The organism is Streptomyces sp. NPDC089919 (genome assembly GCF_040684615.1).
GTDB lineage: Bacteria > Actinomycetota > Actinomycetes > Streptomycetales > Streptomycetaceae > Streptomyces.
Genome location: NZ_JBFBGK010000009.1, coordinates 1 through 15,610 on the forward strand (window position 1 = coordinate 1; position 15,610 = coordinate 15,610).

Annotated in this window: 12 protein-coding genes and 1 tRNA gene; 7 read left to right on the forward strand and 6 right to left on the reverse strand. The window is 70.4% G+C overall.

What is annotated here, in order from left to right; translation table 11 throughout:
* Nucleotides 1–917: 917 nt before the first annotated feature.
* Both AB0O40_RS06280 and AB0O40_RS06285 read right to left on the reverse strand, forming a co-directional pair.
* The gene (locus tag AB0O40_RS06280) at nucleotides 918–1,334 is read right to left on the reverse strand and encodes a hypothetical protein (protein ID WP_365036193.1); all 417 of its coding nucleotides are present in this window, start codon (nucleotides 1,332–1,334) and stop codon (nucleotides 918–920) included.
* Nucleotides 1,335–1,504: 170 nt separating this feature from the next.
* The gene (locus AB0O40_RS06285; RefSeq protein ID WP_365036195.1) at nucleotides 1,505–1,960 is read right to left on the reverse strand and encodes a hypothetical protein; all 456 of its coding nucleotides are present in this window, start codon (nucleotides 1,958–1,960) and stop codon (nucleotides 1,505–1,507) included.
* Between the two features lie 165 nt (nucleotides 1,961–2,125).
* On the opposite strand from AB0O40_RS06285, the gene AB0O40_RS06290 reads away from it, so the two are divergent.
* The 7 genes from AB0O40_RS06290 (at nucleotide 2,126) to AB0O40_RS06320 (ending at nucleotide 10,512) form a co-directional block, all read left to right on the forward strand.
* Nucleotides 2,126–2,199 (forward strand) — tRNA-Ala (locus AB0O40_RS06290).
* Between the two features lie 189 nt (nucleotides 2,200–2,388).
* Nucleotides 2,389–2,778, forward strand: coding sequence for a DUF5958 family protein (locus AB0O40_RS06295; protein ID WP_365036197.1), 390 nt, complete (start codon nucleotides 2,389–2,391; stop codon nucleotides 2,776–2,778).
* 570 nt (nucleotides 2,779–3,348) lie between these two features.
* The gene (locus AB0O40_RS06300; RefSeq protein ID WP_365036199.1) at nucleotides 3,349–3,579 is read left to right on the forward strand and encodes a hypothetical protein; all 231 of its coding nucleotides are present in this window, start codon (nucleotides 3,349–3,351) and stop codon (nucleotides 3,577–3,579) included.
* A 29-nt stretch (nucleotides 3,580–3,608) separates the two neighbouring features.
* Nucleotides 3,609–5,843 (forward strand): helix-turn-helix domain-containing protein, encoded by a 2,235-nt coding sequence (locus AB0O40_RS06305; RefSeq protein WP_365036201.1) that lies wholly within the window; start codon nucleotides 3,609–3,611, stop codon nucleotides 5,841–5,843.
* 984 nt (nucleotides 5,844–6,827) lie between these two features.
* Entirely contained in the window at nucleotides 6,828–7,850 is a 1,023-nt protein-coding gene (locus tag AB0O40_RS06310) for a PhlD (protein ID WP_365036203.1), read from the forward strand.
* A 130-nt stretch (nucleotides 7,851–7,980) separates the two neighbouring features.
* On the forward strand, nucleotides 7,981–8,559 hold the full coding sequence (locus AB0O40_RS06315) for a TetR family transcriptional regulator (protein ID WP_365036205.1): 579 nt from the start codon (nucleotides 7,981–7,983) through the stop codon (nucleotides 8,557–8,559).
* A gap of 201 nt (nucleotides 8,560–8,760) precedes the next feature.
* On the forward strand, nucleotides 8,761–10,512 hold the full coding sequence (locus AB0O40_RS06320; protein WP_365036207.1) for an MFS transporter: 1,752 nt from the start codon (nucleotides 8,761–8,763) through the stop codon (nucleotides 10,510–10,512).
* 100 nt (nucleotides 10,513–10,612) lie between these two features.
* Here the strand turns inward: AB0O40_RS06320 and AB0O40_RS06325 are convergent, their stop codons facing one another.
* The 4 genes from AB0O40_RS06325 to AB0O40_RS06340 form a co-directional block, all read right to left on the reverse strand.
* Nucleotides 10,613–11,317 (reverse strand): TetR/AcrR family transcriptional regulator, encoded by a 705-nt coding sequence (locus tag AB0O40_RS06325; RefSeq protein ID WP_365036209.1) that lies wholly within the window; start codon nucleotides 11,315–11,317, stop codon nucleotides 10,613–10,615.
* Between the two features lie 157 nt (nucleotides 11,318–11,474).
* Nucleotides 11,475–12,083 carry a TetR family transcriptional regulator gene (locus AB0O40_RS06330; protein WP_365036211.1) on the reverse strand — a complete coding sequence of 203 codons (609 nt, stop codon included), beginning with the start codon at nucleotides 12,081–12,083 and terminating at the stop codon, nucleotides 11,475–11,477.
* 9 nt (nucleotides 12,084–12,092) lie between these two features.
* Complete coding sequence (locus AB0O40_RS06335) at nucleotides 12,093–13,868, reverse strand: hypothetical protein (RefSeq protein WP_365036213.1); 1,776 nt, start codon at nucleotides 13,866–13,868, stop codon at nucleotides 12,093–12,095.
* 17 nt (nucleotides 13,869–13,885) lie between these two features.
* Nucleotides 13,886–15,541 carry an NAD(P)/FAD-dependent oxidoreductase gene (locus tag AB0O40_RS06340; RefSeq protein ID WP_365036215.1) on the reverse strand — a complete coding sequence of 552 codons (1,656 nt, stop codon included), beginning with the start codon at nucleotides 15,539–15,541 and terminating at the stop codon, nucleotides 13,886–13,888.
* Nucleotides 15,542–15,610: the final 69 nt, after the last annotated feature.

The following is a 15,610-nucleotide window of genomic DNA, read 5'->3' on the forward strand; positions in this document are numbered from 1 at the left end:
GGCCTGGTGGCTGTACCGCAAGCTCGACGCCAACATCACGGCGGACACCACCGCGGCGCGCGAGCTGGAGCGGTACGAGAAGGAGCGCCCGGCCCCTTCGGGGCCCTGCTGCTTCCGCTTCGCTCCAGCAGCCTGAAGAGAACCGCCTGCGCTTCGCTCCGGCGGAGCTGCCTTCGGCAGCCGACTCCTTCCGCTTCGCTCCAGGAGCTGGCCCGGCTTCGCCGGGCTAGTGCCGGCCCTCCGAGCCGGGTCCAGCGCTTCGCTGCGCACCTACTCCGAGTCCGCTTCGCTCCCTCGAAGCTGACCCCATTTCACAGAGTCCAGACCTTCGGCCTGTTCGGGTGTTCGCTTCGCTCCCACCCCACCCTTCCGGCTTCGCCTCCAGGCCGAAGGGCCCGCAAGCGGGCCCCGCTGGCTACGGAGGCAAGTGCCGGGAGCGGTTATTCAATGTGTCCGGTAGCTGAGTCCACCTGCTTCAAGAAATCCCGCGCTGACGACTGCAGTTCCAGCTCGCCCAACGCCCTGGCCGGCTGCACGACCGAAGTGAAGCCGTATCCGGGGTCGGGTCCTGATAGCCAAGTGAAGTCGTACGTACCCAACTCGTCAGGTCGCTCGGCGACCTCGAACACTTCCCCATCAACCATCAATGTCAACCGTCGCGTGCTGCCTCTGTCCATGACACGCCAGTATGCCGCGGCCCTACCATCACACACTCACGTGGGCACCCATCACTCACATCCCCCCTCCCTACGCCAGCCGGAACCCGCCTCAACACCGAACAACCACTGCCAGGATTCGGACCTTCAGTCCGTTGAGCGGATCCGCTCCGCCTCCAGGACCAGCCCCCTCCGCGGGCGACCGACAGTAGCGCGGTCGGGGCTGCAGTCTCCCCGATGCTAGGTGAGGTCCATCAGTCCCTAGATAGCCCAGCAGTACAGAGACTGACGCAGGGCAGCCGCCGTGCGGGCAAGACCGGCTACCTCGTGAAGAATCTCGACGGCTTCCCCGACCAAAATCCCCTCGTCTTTCATCGTCTCAAGTCCGACCCAAGCTCTCGCAGTCTCAACCAGCCGCTCCTTGCCCGCCTGCGTCAAGGCGACACCCAGTCTCCCCGGAAGCTCGAACACCTCGAAACCGTCATTCGCCATCGCCACAACGACCCGCGGGTTCGTGGCTGCACCTCCAATAAGAAGAACCTCCCAGTCCCTCATCGCATCATCGGGATACATACCTGCACACATGAACGCGGGCAAACCATGAGACCGATGATGAGGCCCCATCTCCGAAGCGACCCCATCATCCAGAGCAACAAAAAACTCCACAGCAAAAGGCATGACCTGATCATGCCACCCGGGCCATTTCGACGGCGGCCCTGATTCATTCTGGCATCCAGATAGATTCTGGCGGCGGAGAGACCTCCCCCTATCCGGCGGCGCTCCGGGGCAGGTCGCCGACCAGCCAGCCTGCTCAGTGCTTGGTGTCCGGCGGCTCACTGCCGGGACGTTCAGAGTGCTATCGGCCGATGGGTGAAGGCTTCCTCGACGATCTGGGCGGGCGAGGCGTCGTGGAGTTCGGTCGGTGGGTGGAAGATGAGGTCGCTGATCCGGGGGTGCGGCACGTTGGCCTCGAGCAGCCGGAGGAACCGGTCGGTCTCCGGGGAGGCTGCCAGCAGCTGCTGGACGATCTCGACGAGCTCGTCCCGGGTGACGTCCGGGACGTGCGGTCGGGCGGGGCGGGCGGCCTCCTTGGCGAAGGCCTCCAGGCTCCGGCTGCAGGAGTAGTCGACGAAGTCGAAGGGGCTGTAGTCGTGCCCCGTCAGCGCGTTGAACGCCGCGACCTCCGCGTCCGCTTGCACGAGGTGCGCGGCCACCAGGTCGGCGATCCGCTCGATCTCGTGGCACAGCTCTTCCAGGCGTTGCCGACTCACGGGTGGGGGCAGCAACTCCGGTCTCAGGTCCACGACCGGATTATGTACGCCGACGCCGACACAGCCGAAGGAGCCCCGGGCGCTGTCGGTTCTCAGGCTCTGGGGCACGTTCTGTGGGTCCGTCACGCTGAGTGGATGTCATCCCTTGAGTAATTCGAGGCGGCGGGGTGCTGCGGCTTGTAGGCTCGCGGATGGGACGGGGCTCGTAGCGCAGCGGTTGTCGCGCCTTCACCGCATGTGGGAGGACGCCGGTTCGAATCCGGTCGGCCCCATCCTCTTGTTCTCCGGCAGCTTTCTGTGGCGTGACGGTCAGGAGTACCCCTGTGTTGCTGAGCGTTACCGGTCACAGAAGGTGTGCGAGAACCCGTTCTTCATGGACGCGCCGACTGCGGACCGTCGCCCTGGACCGGGACTGTTGAATGTCTGCGACGAGTAGTGCGGGCGGCCTTCTACTGAGCGAGTTGATCGTCAACGAGATCGCTCAGGGGCTCCGATGTCTGGACGACGGGGTGGCCTGGTTCTCCGGTCTCTGTCTGGCAGACCGGCGGGAGGTGCTGCAGCAGATCGGCGGTTACGTGATGCAGGCGGGCAGCACAGCTGCGGACGGACGGGCCGGCGTGGCTCGGTCCGGGGTGAAAGCCACCGCGAACCCCTCGGTGATGATCTGCATGGACCCGCCTCGTTACGGGTTCTCCGGCCTGCCCGCCGACGAGCACGTCAAGGCGTTCCGGGTGCTCGTCTCCGTGTTCGCCGTCGCCGACACCCGCCGCAGAGAGATGTACTGCAGGAACGCCTGCGGACACCCGTGGCACAACCTGCCCTCTGCACCGGCGGAGGCCGAACAGCGGTAGCGGACGGCCCATCCACGGCCTGCTGCCATCCCGCGGCCCGGTCACGTCTCGGGTGGTGAAGCCCGGTGGGTCGGCGGTCGCCGGTTCGGCCAGTCACTGGTGGGGTGACTGGCCGAAGAGGGGGAGGCGGGGTGGGGGCCGCGCCAACGGCTGACCCGAACCGACTCTCGGGAGGCTTCCGGACCGTCATCCAGGCGCCTGGGGCCGCGGGAGCTGTTCGCGGTTCGCGGCCAGGACCATCGTGCGTGGGGCCTGGATTGTTTGGAAGCTTCCCGCGCAGTCACAGAACATCTTCGATGGCAGAGCCGGACTACAGGTCTCCTGAGCTGGGCGGATGTCGTTCCTGGGCGTGTGGCGCGGCTGCCGGCAGGGAATTGTTCGCGGCGGGTGGGACGGACATGGAAATGTTCGGTGGAGCGCAAATGCCGACGGACAGGACATCTTGCCGCCACGTCAACTGCTGGATCTGGGGGGCGCGTTACCTCATCGTGGGGTCACCGGCACCGTGTGGCGCCGGGCCGTAGCGCCAACTGCGGGAACCGATTCCGGACCGTCGTGAGGAGCACCTTCATGCCTGCCAGCACCCTGCAGTGCGTCCTGACCGAGCAGCGGCTCATCTGTGCACGGATCATCGTTGTCGTCGTCGTGATCATCGCCGTGCTGTCGCTCGTGCGACAGGGGTACGAGGCCGGCAGCGCCTTGGCCCTGATCGCGGTGACGGGCACGACCGCCCTCGAGCTGGCGCAGCGGCTCGTCTCCGGCGCTCGCCCGGCCCGTGGTCGCCGCACCGGGGAGCGGTAGCGGTGGCACGTGGCCGCCGCGAGAACGCGGTGGACGAGACCGTCCCGCAGCTGGCGCAGCTGGCCCTCGGCCTGCGCCAGCTGCGGCGGGACGCCGGGCTGTCACTCGACGAGCTCTCGAAGGAGGTGTCCTGGTCGAAGACGAAGCTGCACGACGCCACCACCGGGCGCGAGATGCCGAAGTGGGAGCTGGTCTCGGCCTGGGTGAGGGCCTGTGACCCGGGAGCCAACCTCGACCTGTGGCAGGCTCGCCACAAGGCTGCGGCGGCGGCTGTGCAGGCCCATGGCTCCGGCGAGGGGACCGTCCCCGACGGGGCATCCGGACCTCCTTCTGCGGTTTCTGAGGAGGAGCCCTCGGGTGACGTGCTCTCCAACCCCCTGTTGTTCGCCGCCGAGCTCACCCGGGTCGCACCCCCTCCCCTTTCGGTCCACCCGCTCCCGGTCAGGTTCTGCCCTGCTCCGCCCGATCTCGTCAGCGACCGGGCTCCCGTCGACCTGACGGGTTCCCTCGGGGAGCTGCCCGAGATCTTCTCGCTGCTGGCCGGCCACCAGCGTCTCGTCGTCCTGGGTGATCCCGGGAGCGGGCGGACGCACGCTCTCGGCCTGCTGGCCCAGGCGCTGCGCAGGGACCCTCGAAAGGAAGGAGGCAGGCCCCTCCTTCTCTCACTGAGGCACTGGCGACCTGAGGCCGAACCGTTCGTGGGGTGGCTGGTCGAGAGGATGGAGGCCGAGTCCGGCGCCACGACGGGGGCCCTCACGCCCGGTCTGCTCAGCGAGCTCCTGGAACAGGGGAAGATCGTGCTGCTGCTGGACGACTTCGACTACCTGGAGCCCCTGCAGCGCGTCTGGGCCCTGCGGCAGCTCGGTTCGCTGTCCGCACGGATGGTGCTGGCCAGCAGGATCGATCCGTTCACCGAGACCGTGGAAGCCACCGACAGCCCGCTCGTCGACAGCGTGGGAATCGTGCTCCAGCCCCTGGGCCTGGACGACCTCGACGGCTGGGTCCAGCTCACCAGGTATGCCCACCGCGCACCGCTCGCACGGAGCAAGTGGGAGCCGGTCTTCGCGCAGTGCCGGCAGGCTCCGGACGACCCGCGCGTCCGGATGCTGCTGGCCGTTCTGGCCTCGCCGCCCATGGCCGCAGCGGCCCAAGCCCTGTGCAGCGACGGCCGGACCGATCCGATGAGTCTGCTGAGGAAGCCTGACCGGGCAGCGCTGGAGGAGCCGCTGGTCGCCCGTCTCATGCGGGGGCTCACACCGGAGGCCCGCCTGACCTCCCCCCGCGAGTGGACGAGGTCCGTCGGCCGGGAGTGGATCTCCGATGCGCTGCGGCTGCTGAGCGTGCAACGCCGGCTGTCCGGGCGGGACCTGATGAGCCTGGAGGGAACCGGCTTGGCCGGCCGGGCCTTCCGGGTCGGTCTCACCGGCCTGTCCGCCCTGCTCGTGCTGCTCCACTTCACCATCGTCGCGTCCGACGAGTCGAACTCGTACAGCAGCTCCTACGAGGGCGCGTACGGAGCCGGGCATTCGGGCATCGGCATCTTCATCATGACGCCGGTCTGTGCGCTGCTCACCTACGTCATGGTGTCGAATCCGCCCGTGCCGGCCTCGTTCCCCGTGTCCTGGCGCGGGGCGAAGCGCGCGCTGATCAGCAGGCAGGCCGTACCCGCGGTGATCTGCCTGGCGTTCGTGGTCCTGGATCCCGGCTTGAGCGCGGTGTGGTTCGTGATGGCCGGTTTCTTCCTTCTGCGGGCTGCGTGCACCCCGTCTCCCCAGGAGCGGCCGTCAACCCTCCGGCCTGCCGGTGGGGGCTACTTCCTCCAGGAAGAACCGGGCGCGCGGAACGTCATCGCGGCGGATCTCCTGTGGACGGGCTGCCTCCTGTTCATGGCTCTCTTCGCCACCGGCTTAGGCGGCGCAACCGAGATGGACGGCTTTCTCGCAGTGTTCGACCTGCCCCTTCGGCTGACGCTGGTCGCGGCTTCGGCGGCCAGCGTCCGCTGGCTGCCGCACCTGATGCTCGACTGGCACACGTTCCTCTCCGTGCCCTGTGCACTCGAGTACGCCGCCCACGTCGGTGTCCTGGAGAAGAAGGACGGCAGCTACTCCTTCCGCCACCCGGAGGTCGCCGAATACTTCGTCCGCTCCGCGAGCGTCTCCACTCGGCGGCCGTTGCTCCGCAGGCTGCGTCAACCGGCCGCGCCCCCTGACGGTCCTGCGGCTTTCGGGGGTCTCGACGGAACCCCGCCGCCGCCTCCCGCTTAGCCTCCCTGGTTCACCGGCAATCCGGAACGCCGGCCCCCCGGCTTCTCACCCGCCCTTCCGGTGGGGAGCCGTGGGGTCCGCCACCGCCTTTGGCCGGGGGCTGGGTTCTGGTGGGTTACCCCGTGTCACGGGGGCGGGGTGGGATTGCGGTCGGGATTCGGGCGGGCGGCGGTCATTTCCCGGGGGCGGATTCTCTTAGGGGAACCTTCGTGGGTGGGGGTGGGCGAATGGAGCCGGGGCGGAGGTGGAGCTACCGCATGTCGGGGGTGGATCGGGGTGCGAGTCGGTTGCGAGGGGGTGGGGGGTTCGGGACCGTTCTTTGAGGTCCTTTGTCGGCGCAAAAGGGATTTCATTCTGCGGGGGTTGGGCGGATGGGGCGGCGGGGTCTCGTGCTTCGGGCTTGAGGGTGAGGGGCTTTTCTGGGATTTCAACGGATGTTGAGTTATGTCACTTTGGGTGGTGGGTGGCGGGCGGGTGGGCTGGTGGGGGAGGGCGGGGATCCCTGCATATCGCAGGTACCTAGGGGCTTTCCGGTATTCCTCAACCGTTGAAATCGGGCCTTGCTGGTGGCGTCGGGCGTGGTCTACTGTCGCTCTCGGTAGCACTGCTCGAGGACCGGGGGGCCTCCGTGTGTCGAATCTTCAGTTCGTGTGCGGTGTTGGTGATCACTGTGGGGGGCCGTTCCGATCGGCCCGATGCGCCCGCGTAGGGAATTGATCGGGTTTCGTTTCGTCGCATGAATTCATGCATGCGGCATGCCGGGGCGGCGTCGCTTCGGCGTACCTCCATATCCCTGCGGTGCGGCCGGTGGGTCGGTGCCGCATACACCTCAGCCCTGTTCGGGGCGGGATTCGTCAAAGGAGTGCCATGCCCTCCGTTTTGTCATGTGCCTCAACCATGCCCGGTGGAAAGGGAATTCCGCCGGAATACGTCGCTCGGGGTGCGTTCGCCACGCGGCCCGAGATGGCGCTCGGGGCGTACAAGGTGAGTACCGCGGAGATCGTCGAGGACATCGCGCGGCAGCATGCCGGGCATCCGCGGCTGTCGGCGGCGCTGCGGTTGATCGGCAACTGCGGTGTGGAGACCCGGTACATGACTCGGCCGTTGCACTCCCCCACCGTGGCCGGGGAGGCGAGTCCGGCCGCCCGGGTCGACGCGGCGCGGCGGGACGCGCTGGATCTCGCCACCCGGGCCGCGGCGCTGGCGCTGGACAGCGCGGGGCTGACGGCCGCGGACATCGACTGCCTGGTGACCAGCCATTCGACGGTGCCCGGCGTGCCGGGGCTCGGGCCGTACCTGGTCAACGACCTGGGGCTGCGGGCCACGGTCCGGCGGATCCCCAGCACCACGCTGGGGTGCGCGGGCGGTTCGCACGCGCTGACCCGGGCGGCGGAGTACGTGGCGGCGCACCCGGGGCGCAAGGTGCTGGTGGTGGCGTCCGAGGTGCACAGCGTGCTCTACAACCGGGCGGCCACCTCGCTGTCGTCGATGCTCTTCCGGGCGCTCTTCGGGGACGGCGCGGCCGCCTGCGTGGTCGGCGGCGATCCGCTGGGTCCGGGCCTGTGCATCACCGACAGCTGGGAGTACCTGCTGCCGGGCAGCACGGAGGAGCTGCGGGGCTTCATGGACGACGACGGCCTGCGCCTGGAGTCGCCGCACGGGCTGATGGCCGCGGCGTCGGACGCGCTGCCGCCGTTGCGCGAGTGGTACGTCGACTCGGCGGGGGCGGAGCGGCCCGGGCCGTACGTGCCTCCCGAGGTGGCGGTGCTGCACCCGGGCGGCCCCAAGATCCTCGAGGGTGTCTCGGCCGGGCTCGGGCTGGCGCGGGAGGCGGTGCGCCACTCGTGGGACTCGCTGCGGGAGTACGGGAACCTCGGCGCGACCGCGGTGCTCGACATCCTCGCCCGGACGCACGAGTCGGCGCCGCCGGCGGGTGCGCCGGCTCTGCTGGTGGGCTACGGGCCGGGGTTCACGGCGATCGGCTGCCGGGGGTACTGGCACCGCTGAGGAGTCTTTGGCTTGGTACTCACTGTACGTTGAGTTCATTTCTGGTTGAATTAATGCGGGGCCCGGGCCGTCGGCGCCCGGGCCCCGCACGGACGACCGGAAGCGACGAGGCGTCAGGGGGTGCGACGGCATGGACCGTTCGAGGCGGGACGCGTCCGCGCGCCGGCGGGACATCATGTCCGCGGCCGCGGACCTCTTCGCACGACAGGGCTACACCGGGACCTCGCTGCGGCGGGTGGCCCGGCGGGCCGGCTGCGACCCGGCCCTGATCGGCCACTACTTCACCTCCAAACAGGAGCTGTACGAGGCGGTGGTGACCGAGCCGGTGCGGCCCGCCGAGGCACTGCGCGAGGCCCTGGCGCACCCGGGGCCGCAGACGGCGCGGCGGTTGCTGCGCAAGGCGGCGGCGGACTGGGAGGACCCCGACCAGCAGCGGCGGATCCTGGGGGTGCTCACCTCGGCGCAGGACCTGCCGGTGGCGGCCGACCGGCTGCGCCGGGCGCTCGTCCCGTCCGAGGCCGCCGCGCGACCGGACGACGAGCTGCGGATGGCCCTGATCGGGAGCCTGTTCGTGGGCGTGGTGCTGGCCCGGCGGATGGGGATGCTGCCGGCCGGCGCGCTGCCGGAGGGCGACCGGGAGGCGCTGGTGCGGACCCTGGAGCCGGCGGTCACGACGTACCTCGGGGAGCCGGACCGCGGCGTCGCCTGACGGCCGGGCGGCGCGCTCCGGCCGTGGTCGCCGTCGGTCGAGGACGCCCAACTCCCCTGGTCGAACAGGCCTGTCGGCTGGCCGAAACCGCACGGTGCCGGGGTCCGCCGGGCTTGCCGCCGGTAATTCAATGCTCGTAGACTTCATGAGTGGTTGAATTGCTGGGCACCTGCCGGTCCTCAGCAACGGCAAGGAGGAAACATGGACACAGTTCGTACGGAGGAGCCGGCCGGAGCGCGGGCGGCCGCATCGCCGTCCGGGTTAGCGCAGGCCTCGCACAAGGCGCGCTGGGTTGTCCTGGCAGTCACCCTGTCCGCGGTCTTCATGCAGCTGCTGGACACGACGATCACGATGGTCGCCCTGCCCGAGCTGCAGAACGACCTGGGGGCGACCTTCGCCCAGGTCCAACTCGTCGTCGCCGTCTACTCGCTGGCCTTCGCCTGCACCCTGGTGACGGGTGGCCGGCTGGGTGACATCCACGGCCGCAAGAAGCTCTTCCTGATCGGGATGACGGGCTTCACGCTCGCCTCCGCGCTCTGCGGAGCGGCTCCCGGCTCCACCTTCCTGATCCTGGCCCGGGTCTTCCAGGGCATCTGCTCGGGTCTGATGTTCCCGCAGGTGCTCTCGATCATCCAGGTCACCTTCGCCCCGCAGGAGCGCGCCAAGGCGCTGGGTGCCTACGGTGCTTCGGTGGGCCTGGGCACGGTGCTCGGGCCGGTGCTCGGCGGCTGGCTGATCGACCTCGACATCATGGGCGCCGACTGGCGTTCGATCTTCTTCGTCAACGTGCCGGTCGGGCTGCTGGCCCTGCTGGTGGGCTGGGTGAAGATCCCGGAGTCCAAGGGCGAGGGCGGCCACAAGCTCGACGTGGTCGGTGCGGTGATCCTCACGGCCGGGCTGTTCAGCCTGATCCTGCCGCTGGTGATCGGCCGTGAGCAGGACTGGCCCGGCTGGTCGCTGGTGCTGCTGGGGCTCAGCCCGCTGGTGCTGCTCGGCTTCGCGGCGTACGAGAAGATGCTGACGGACCGTCCGGACGGCGCGCCACTGGTGCCGATGGGGCTGTTCCGGGAGCGGTCCTTCTCGGTCGGGCTGCTGATCAGCCTCGTGTTCTTCGCGGGGGTGCCCTCGTACTTCATGACCTTCTTCCTGACCTTCCAGGTCGGGTTCGGCTACAGCCCGGTCTCCGCGGGCGCGGTGAGCCTGGGCTTCGCGCTCCTGATCGCGGTCGGTTCGGCCCGCTCGGCGGCCGTGGTCAAGCGGCTCGGCAAGTGGACGCTGTCGCTGGGCGCAGGGCTGCTGCTGATCGGCATCACCGGCGTGATGGTGACGGTCGACCAGGTCGGCACCGGCCTGCACGGGTACCAGCTCATCCCGTCGCTGATGGTGGCGGGCATCGGCGGCGGTCTCTTCCTCGCCCCGTGCACCGGGATCATGCTGGCCGGCATCAAGTCGCGGCAGGCGGGCTCCGCTTCCGGTGTGCTGGCCACCGCCCAGCAGGTGGGCATCGCGGTGGGCATCGCCGTCGCGGGCATCCTCTTCTTCGGCCTGCTCGGCTCCAACGCGGACGGCTCCAGCGCCTCGGTGGTGCCGCAGCTGCGCAGCGACCTGACGGCGGCCGGGGTCCCGGCGGACCGGCAGGAGGAGGTGGTCAAGGGCTTCACCACCTGCTTCGGCGACCGGATGAACCAGAAGGACCTGACCGAGACGCCGGCCAGCTGCGCCCGCATCGAGAAGGAGGTGGCCGACAGCCCGGCGCCGCCGGAGGTCAAGGAGAAGGTCCGGGCGGCGGTGCTCGAGAGCGCCGTGCCCGAGGCGCGCAAGGCGAACTTCAGCGACAGCTTCGCCCAGGTCGCCTTCTGGCAGCTCGGCTGCTTCTCCCTGAGCTGCCTGCTGGTCCTGGCGCTGCCGAAGATCCGGCCGGAGGACGTCACGGACGTGGGCGCCGCGGCCTGACGGGCCCCACGGAACTCCCTGGAGAACGCGGTACGGCCGCCGGCTTCGAGCCGGCGGCCGTACCGCGTCCGCGTGGGGTGGGCGGTGCCGGCCGCCCTCGTCAGGCGTCCGGGTCGCGGCGGGCGAAGATGGCGTCGAGGGCCGGGGCGACCCAGGTGATGAGGTCGTCGAAGTCCATCGAGGCCAGCGGCTCGACCTTGGCGACGTAGCGCAGGGCCGCGATGCCGATGAGGTGCGCGGAGCCGACCGCCATCATGGCGTCCACCTCGTCGGTCTCGGGCAGGCCGAGGTGCCGGGCGATGTGGTCGTTGCTGGCGGTGACGCGGATCCGGTAGACCTCGGAGGTGGTGGTGTCGGTCAGGGCGACCCGGTAGATGGCGATCATCGCCAGGCGGGTGGCCGGGGCCTCCCAGAAGCTCAGGTAGGCGCGGGCGAACTGCTTGCCCTGGCCGAGGACGTCGCCGTGCGGCATGGAGGTGCCCGCGAGGTCGTCGAAGATGCTGGAGGCGCTGAGCCGCGAGTCGATCGCGGCCTGGTAGACGCCTTCCTTGTTGGTGAAGAAGTGGTGGATCAGCGCCGGGTCGACCTGGGCCCGGTCCGCGATCGCGCGGATCGTGGCGCCGGCGTAGCCCTTGGTCGCGAACAGCTCCAGGGCGGCGGTGAGGATCTTGGCGCGGGTGCCGCTGTCGCCCGGGCGGCGGCCGCTGCGGGCCGGCAGGGGCCGGCCGCCGACGGTCGTGCGCCGGTCTTCCGCCTCGATCTGCGATGTCCCGGAGGACTTGGCCACGTCCATCAGACCCCACAACGCTAAAAGAATTCACTCTTTGTGGAAATCAAACTAGCACAAACGCCCGCCAGGTGACCGGCCGGTAGTCGCCACCCTGAGAGCACATCGGGCCACCCAACGCGAAGGTCCGGTACGGGAATCCGTACCGGACCTCCGGCCGACGCGGCCCCGCCCGTCAGCCCTCCTCGCCGCCCAGCAGGACGTGGCGCAGGCCCGGCCCGACCAGTTCGAGCACCTCGTCCAGGGACTTCGAGGCCAGCGGCTCCACCCCGAGCAGGTGCCGCACGAAGGCCAGTCCGCCCAGGTGCGCCCCGAAGGCCGCGGTGCGAAAGCGCGGGTCGGGGCCCGGGACCTCGGTGTCGACCTGGCCGTTGAGGCGGTCGGTGACGGTGTCCTTGAGCACCCTCGAGGCCTCCGGGTCCGAGAGCGCGACCCGGTAGAGCTCCACCAGCGGCGACTCCTCGCCGTCCTGCGGCTCCCACAGGCTCAGGTACGTCCGCGCCAGCCGGATCGGCAGCTCCTCGTCGACGCCCCGGGCGAGGTCCCCGGCCAGCAGGCCCGAGACCAGGACGGTCCGCTCGACCAGGGCCGCGAACACCGCGGCCTTGTCCGGGTAGAGGCGCGCCGCCTCGCCCTCCGACAGCCCGACCGCGGCGGCCAGGTCCGCGAAGCCCGTCTGCCGGTAGCCCCGCTCGGTGAAGAGCCGTCGGGCGACGGAGACCAGGGACTGCGCCAGCTCCTCGGTGGCCTCGTCGAACACAGTCGCTTCGGTCGCTGTCGTCATAGGGGGCAACTACCTTTCAGTGCTCGGCTGGATGGTGGCGCCACGGGTGAGGACCCGCCTGACCTGTGGAGGTGCCAGGCGCTTGGCCCAGTAGAGGACCTTGAAGCGCTTGAGCGGTGTGAAGTTGTAGTACCGGTCGTCGGGGTCGGCGAACCCGAACAGCGGGGGGATGAACGCGGCGGTGCGCAGCTGGCCGAAGATCCGATCGGCGGCCGCCCCGGGCGGGATACGCCCTTCCGCGACCTGGTGCAGTACCCGGCTCGTGTCCTCATACAAGGCGTGGAACCCGTGGTAGACGGGGAACCAGAAGCCGTTGCCACGATAGTGCGAGAGCTGTGCCCACCGAGTTTCCGAGGTCAGGGCCAGTGCGTCGTTCCGCGCCCGCTTGAGCGAGAGTGCGGCGAACATGGAGTGCAGCAGCCACACCCGGCAGAAGGCGTTCCACAAGCGGAAGTCCTCGGTGGCCGCCAGCGCCGCCTGGACCAGGCTCTCACCGTGCTCGACCAGGGATTTCTGGAACGACTCCACCCCGCGGAACGCCGCCGGCGACCAGTCGCCGGTGCGGTCGGCCGCCAGAATCGCCACGGCGGCCTCGTGGACCAGCTCGCACGTCAGGGTGAAGTCCCGGGCCAGCACGAAGTCGCTGCGCACGGCGGAGCGGTCCAGCAGCAGGAACCCCTCGCCGGCCGTCCGGACGGCCGCGTACTGGCCGCCCTCGCCGCCGTGCCAGCCCTCCCCCAGTGCCGTGGCCCGCTCGAACTGCCAGGCCAGGTCGGGGAACCGGGCCACCACCCGGCGGAAGTCCTCCTCGGGGGTGGCGTCCTGCTGGGGCCACTGCTTGGGGTCCAGGCTCAGCGCCACGCTGGTCAGGGTGTGGGCGCTGTCGCGGACCTCGCCGAAGGGGACCAGTTGCAGCCAGCCGCCGGGGAAGACCACCAGCGTGGTGCCGCCGGTCCAGGGGGTGCCGCCGGGGCCCGGGTCCACCCGCTGCTCCAGCGGGCGGACCCCGCGCAGGTGGGCGGTGAGCACCCGGGTGGTGTGGCGCAGCGGGCGCAGGTGGGGGCCCTCGCCGAGGTGGTCGAGCATCGGGGCGTCCGGTCCCGCCATGTCGACGACGAAGCGGGCGCCCACGGTGCTGCCGTCGGCCAGCACCACGGTGAAGTCGCCGGCCCGGCCGCGCACCCCGGCCAGCGGGGCGCGGCCCCGCGGGACGCGGGCGCCGTGCCGGACCGCGATCTCGTGGACGTGGGCCTCCATGTCCGGGCGGTACAGGTGCGCTTCGCCGTGCTCGCTGGGGACGTTGAACTGGACCACCTGGCGGGGCCGGACGGGGGCGCCGGGCCGGGCGTAGACGAAGCCGATGCTGGACTTGACCCCCGAGGTGGCCCGGACCTCCTCGGGGAGCTCACGGAAGTGCCCCAGGCGGGAGAGCTCGGGAACGTCGAAGCGGCGGGCCAGCAGCTCCAGCACCTCCGCGGTGTAGGGGACGGTGTCCTCGCCGGCCGGGGTGGTGCGGTCGGCGGGGGCGTCCACGAGGACCACGTCCACGCCGGAGCGGGCGAGGACGGCGGCGAGCATGGCGCCGCCGAGGTGGGCGCCGAGGACGGCGACCTGGTGCCGGTGGTGCGCCGGGTCCTCGGGGGTCCGGGGCAGGGCGGACCCGGCGGCGCCGGCCGCCGCCCCCTCGGTCGGGTCGGCGGCGCCGGCGGGCGCCGGGCCGGCCTTCGCGGCGGGGGGCCCGGCGGGCTCGTCCGGGGCCCCGGCGGTCCGCTTCCTGTCAGTCACGGCTCGGTCCTCCTTCGTCAGTTCTTGTGGAAGCGGGAGCGCAGGAACCCGGTCAGGGCACTGGCCACGATCGGTCCGGTGTCCGGGTCGGCCCGGTTCTTGGCCCACTTCACGGTGCGGATCATCCGGATCGGGTTGGGGTTGTAGAAGCGGTTGCGCGGGTCGGTCAGCCCGAAGGGCGTGGGGGCGTACGAGTCGTCCTGGAGCAGGTCGTACAGCTCGCCGGTGGCGCGGTCCGGGGACATCAGGCCGGACTCGACGTCCCGGCAGGCGGCCCAGGCGGCCTCGGTGATCTTGTTGAAGCCGGCGCTGGGCGGGAAGAGGCTGCCGGTGTACGGCTGGCCCTCCAGCTCCCGCCAGACCATCGGGTCGCGGGTGCGCTGGTGGCGGACGTAGGCGTCCTGGAGGTTGAGGGTGCCGAGCACCTGGCCCAGCGCCCACATGCGGAAAGTCGCGTTCCACATGCCGTAGTCCCGGAAGGCGGTGAACGAGGAGGCCACCACGTCGTCGTGGCTGCGCACCAGGCCGTTCTGGAGCCGCTCGACGTACTCGAAGCGCTCCTTGGAGAAGTCGTCGTCCTTGGCGGCCTCGATCAGCCGCCAGGCCAGGGCGTTGATCACGTCGGTGGTGTTGGTCAGGCCGCGGGAGTACAGGGCGTCCACGAAGCCGTGGGCGTGCGAAGTCAGGCAGAACCGGTCCCCGACCACCTGGCTCGAGGAGTACTGGAGCCGGCCGGTGGAGACCCACGGGCGGGCCGCCCGCGCCTGGGCGAACTGCGGGGCGATGTCCGGGAAGCGCTCCAGGAAGGCCCGGAACTCCTGCTCCGGCGCCTGGTCCGTCTTGGGGAAGCGGCGCGGGTCGAGCGTGAGGCCGACGCTGCACAGCCGGTTGGTGGCGTGCTTGTGGTTGTCGAAGGGGATCACCCACAGCCAGCCGCCGTCGAAGACGTGGTGCAGGGTGCCCTGGTGCCAGGGGCTCGGGTTGTCGTGCGGCCGGCCGGCCGGGCAGTCGTCGAAGGGCCGGACCCCCACCATGTGGGTGAACAGGGTGCGGGAGTGGGTGCGCTGCTGCGGCACCTCGTCGCGCAGGCCGAACTTCTGCGCCAGCGGCGAGTTGTGGCCGCCCGCGTCGACCACGTAGCGGGCCCGGATCGCGGGGCCGGTGGCCACCTCCAGGGTGGCCCCCGAGCCGTCGATGTCCACGTCGGTCACCCGGGTGTTCAGCCGCGGCTCGGCGCCGTAGCGCACCGCCACGTTGAACATGTACGTGTCCACGTCCTGGCGGAACATGTGCGATTCGGTGGACAGCGCCACCGGGATGACGAACTGGTTGATCTCCGCCGGGTCCTGGCGGGCGCCCTCGCGGTGGTAGACGAAGCCGAAGTTCTTCTTCTGCCCGTTGTTCGAGGAGACCTTGTTCCGCATGGACGCGAAGTGGCTGATGTGGGCGATCTCGGGGACGTCGTACCGGGCGGCGAGGATCCGCAGCATCACGGAGGTGCTGGGGATGGTGGACTCGCCGACGGCGAAGCGGGGGTGAGCGCCGGCGTCCAGGAGGACGGTCTTGACCCCGTTGCGGGCGAGGATCGCGGCCAGCAGGCTGCCGGCCATCCCGGCGCCCAGGACGGCGACGTCGTAGGTGGGATTGTCGGACGGGCCGGAAGTCGGGTGCATGGCCGTGATGCCTCCTGCGGTCGGGGTGCGGTCGGGTGCGGGGCGGTCGGGGTCACCGGGCGGCGGGGC

Excerpts from the sequence above, each read along its gene's own strand:
- AB0O40_RS06315 (WP_365036205.1), top strand. The coding sequence starts at position 7,981 with ATGGACCGTTCGAGGCGGGACGCGTCCGCGCGCCGGCGGGACATCATG.
- AB0O40_RS06280 (WP_365036193.1), bottom strand. The coding sequence starts at position 1,334 with ATGCCTTTTGCTGTGGAGTTTTTTGTTGCTCTGGATGATGGGGTCGCT.
- AB0O40_RS06320 (WP_365036207.1), top strand. The coding sequence starts at position 8,761 with ATGGACACAGTTCGTACGGAGGAGCCGGCCGGAGCGCGGGCGGCCGCA.
- AB0O40_RS06340 (WP_365036215.1), bottom strand. The coding sequence starts at position 15,541 with ATGCACCCGACTTCCGGCCCGTCCGACAATCCCACCTACGACGTCGCC.
- AB0O40_RS06300 (WP_365036199.1), top strand. The coding sequence starts at position 3,349 with ATGCCTGCCAGCACCCTGCAGTGCGTCCTGACCGAGCAGCGGCTCATC.
- AB0O40_RS06330 (WP_365036211.1), bottom strand. The coding sequence starts at position 12,083 with ATGACGACAGCGACCGAAGCGACTGTGTTCGACGAGGCCACCGAGGAG.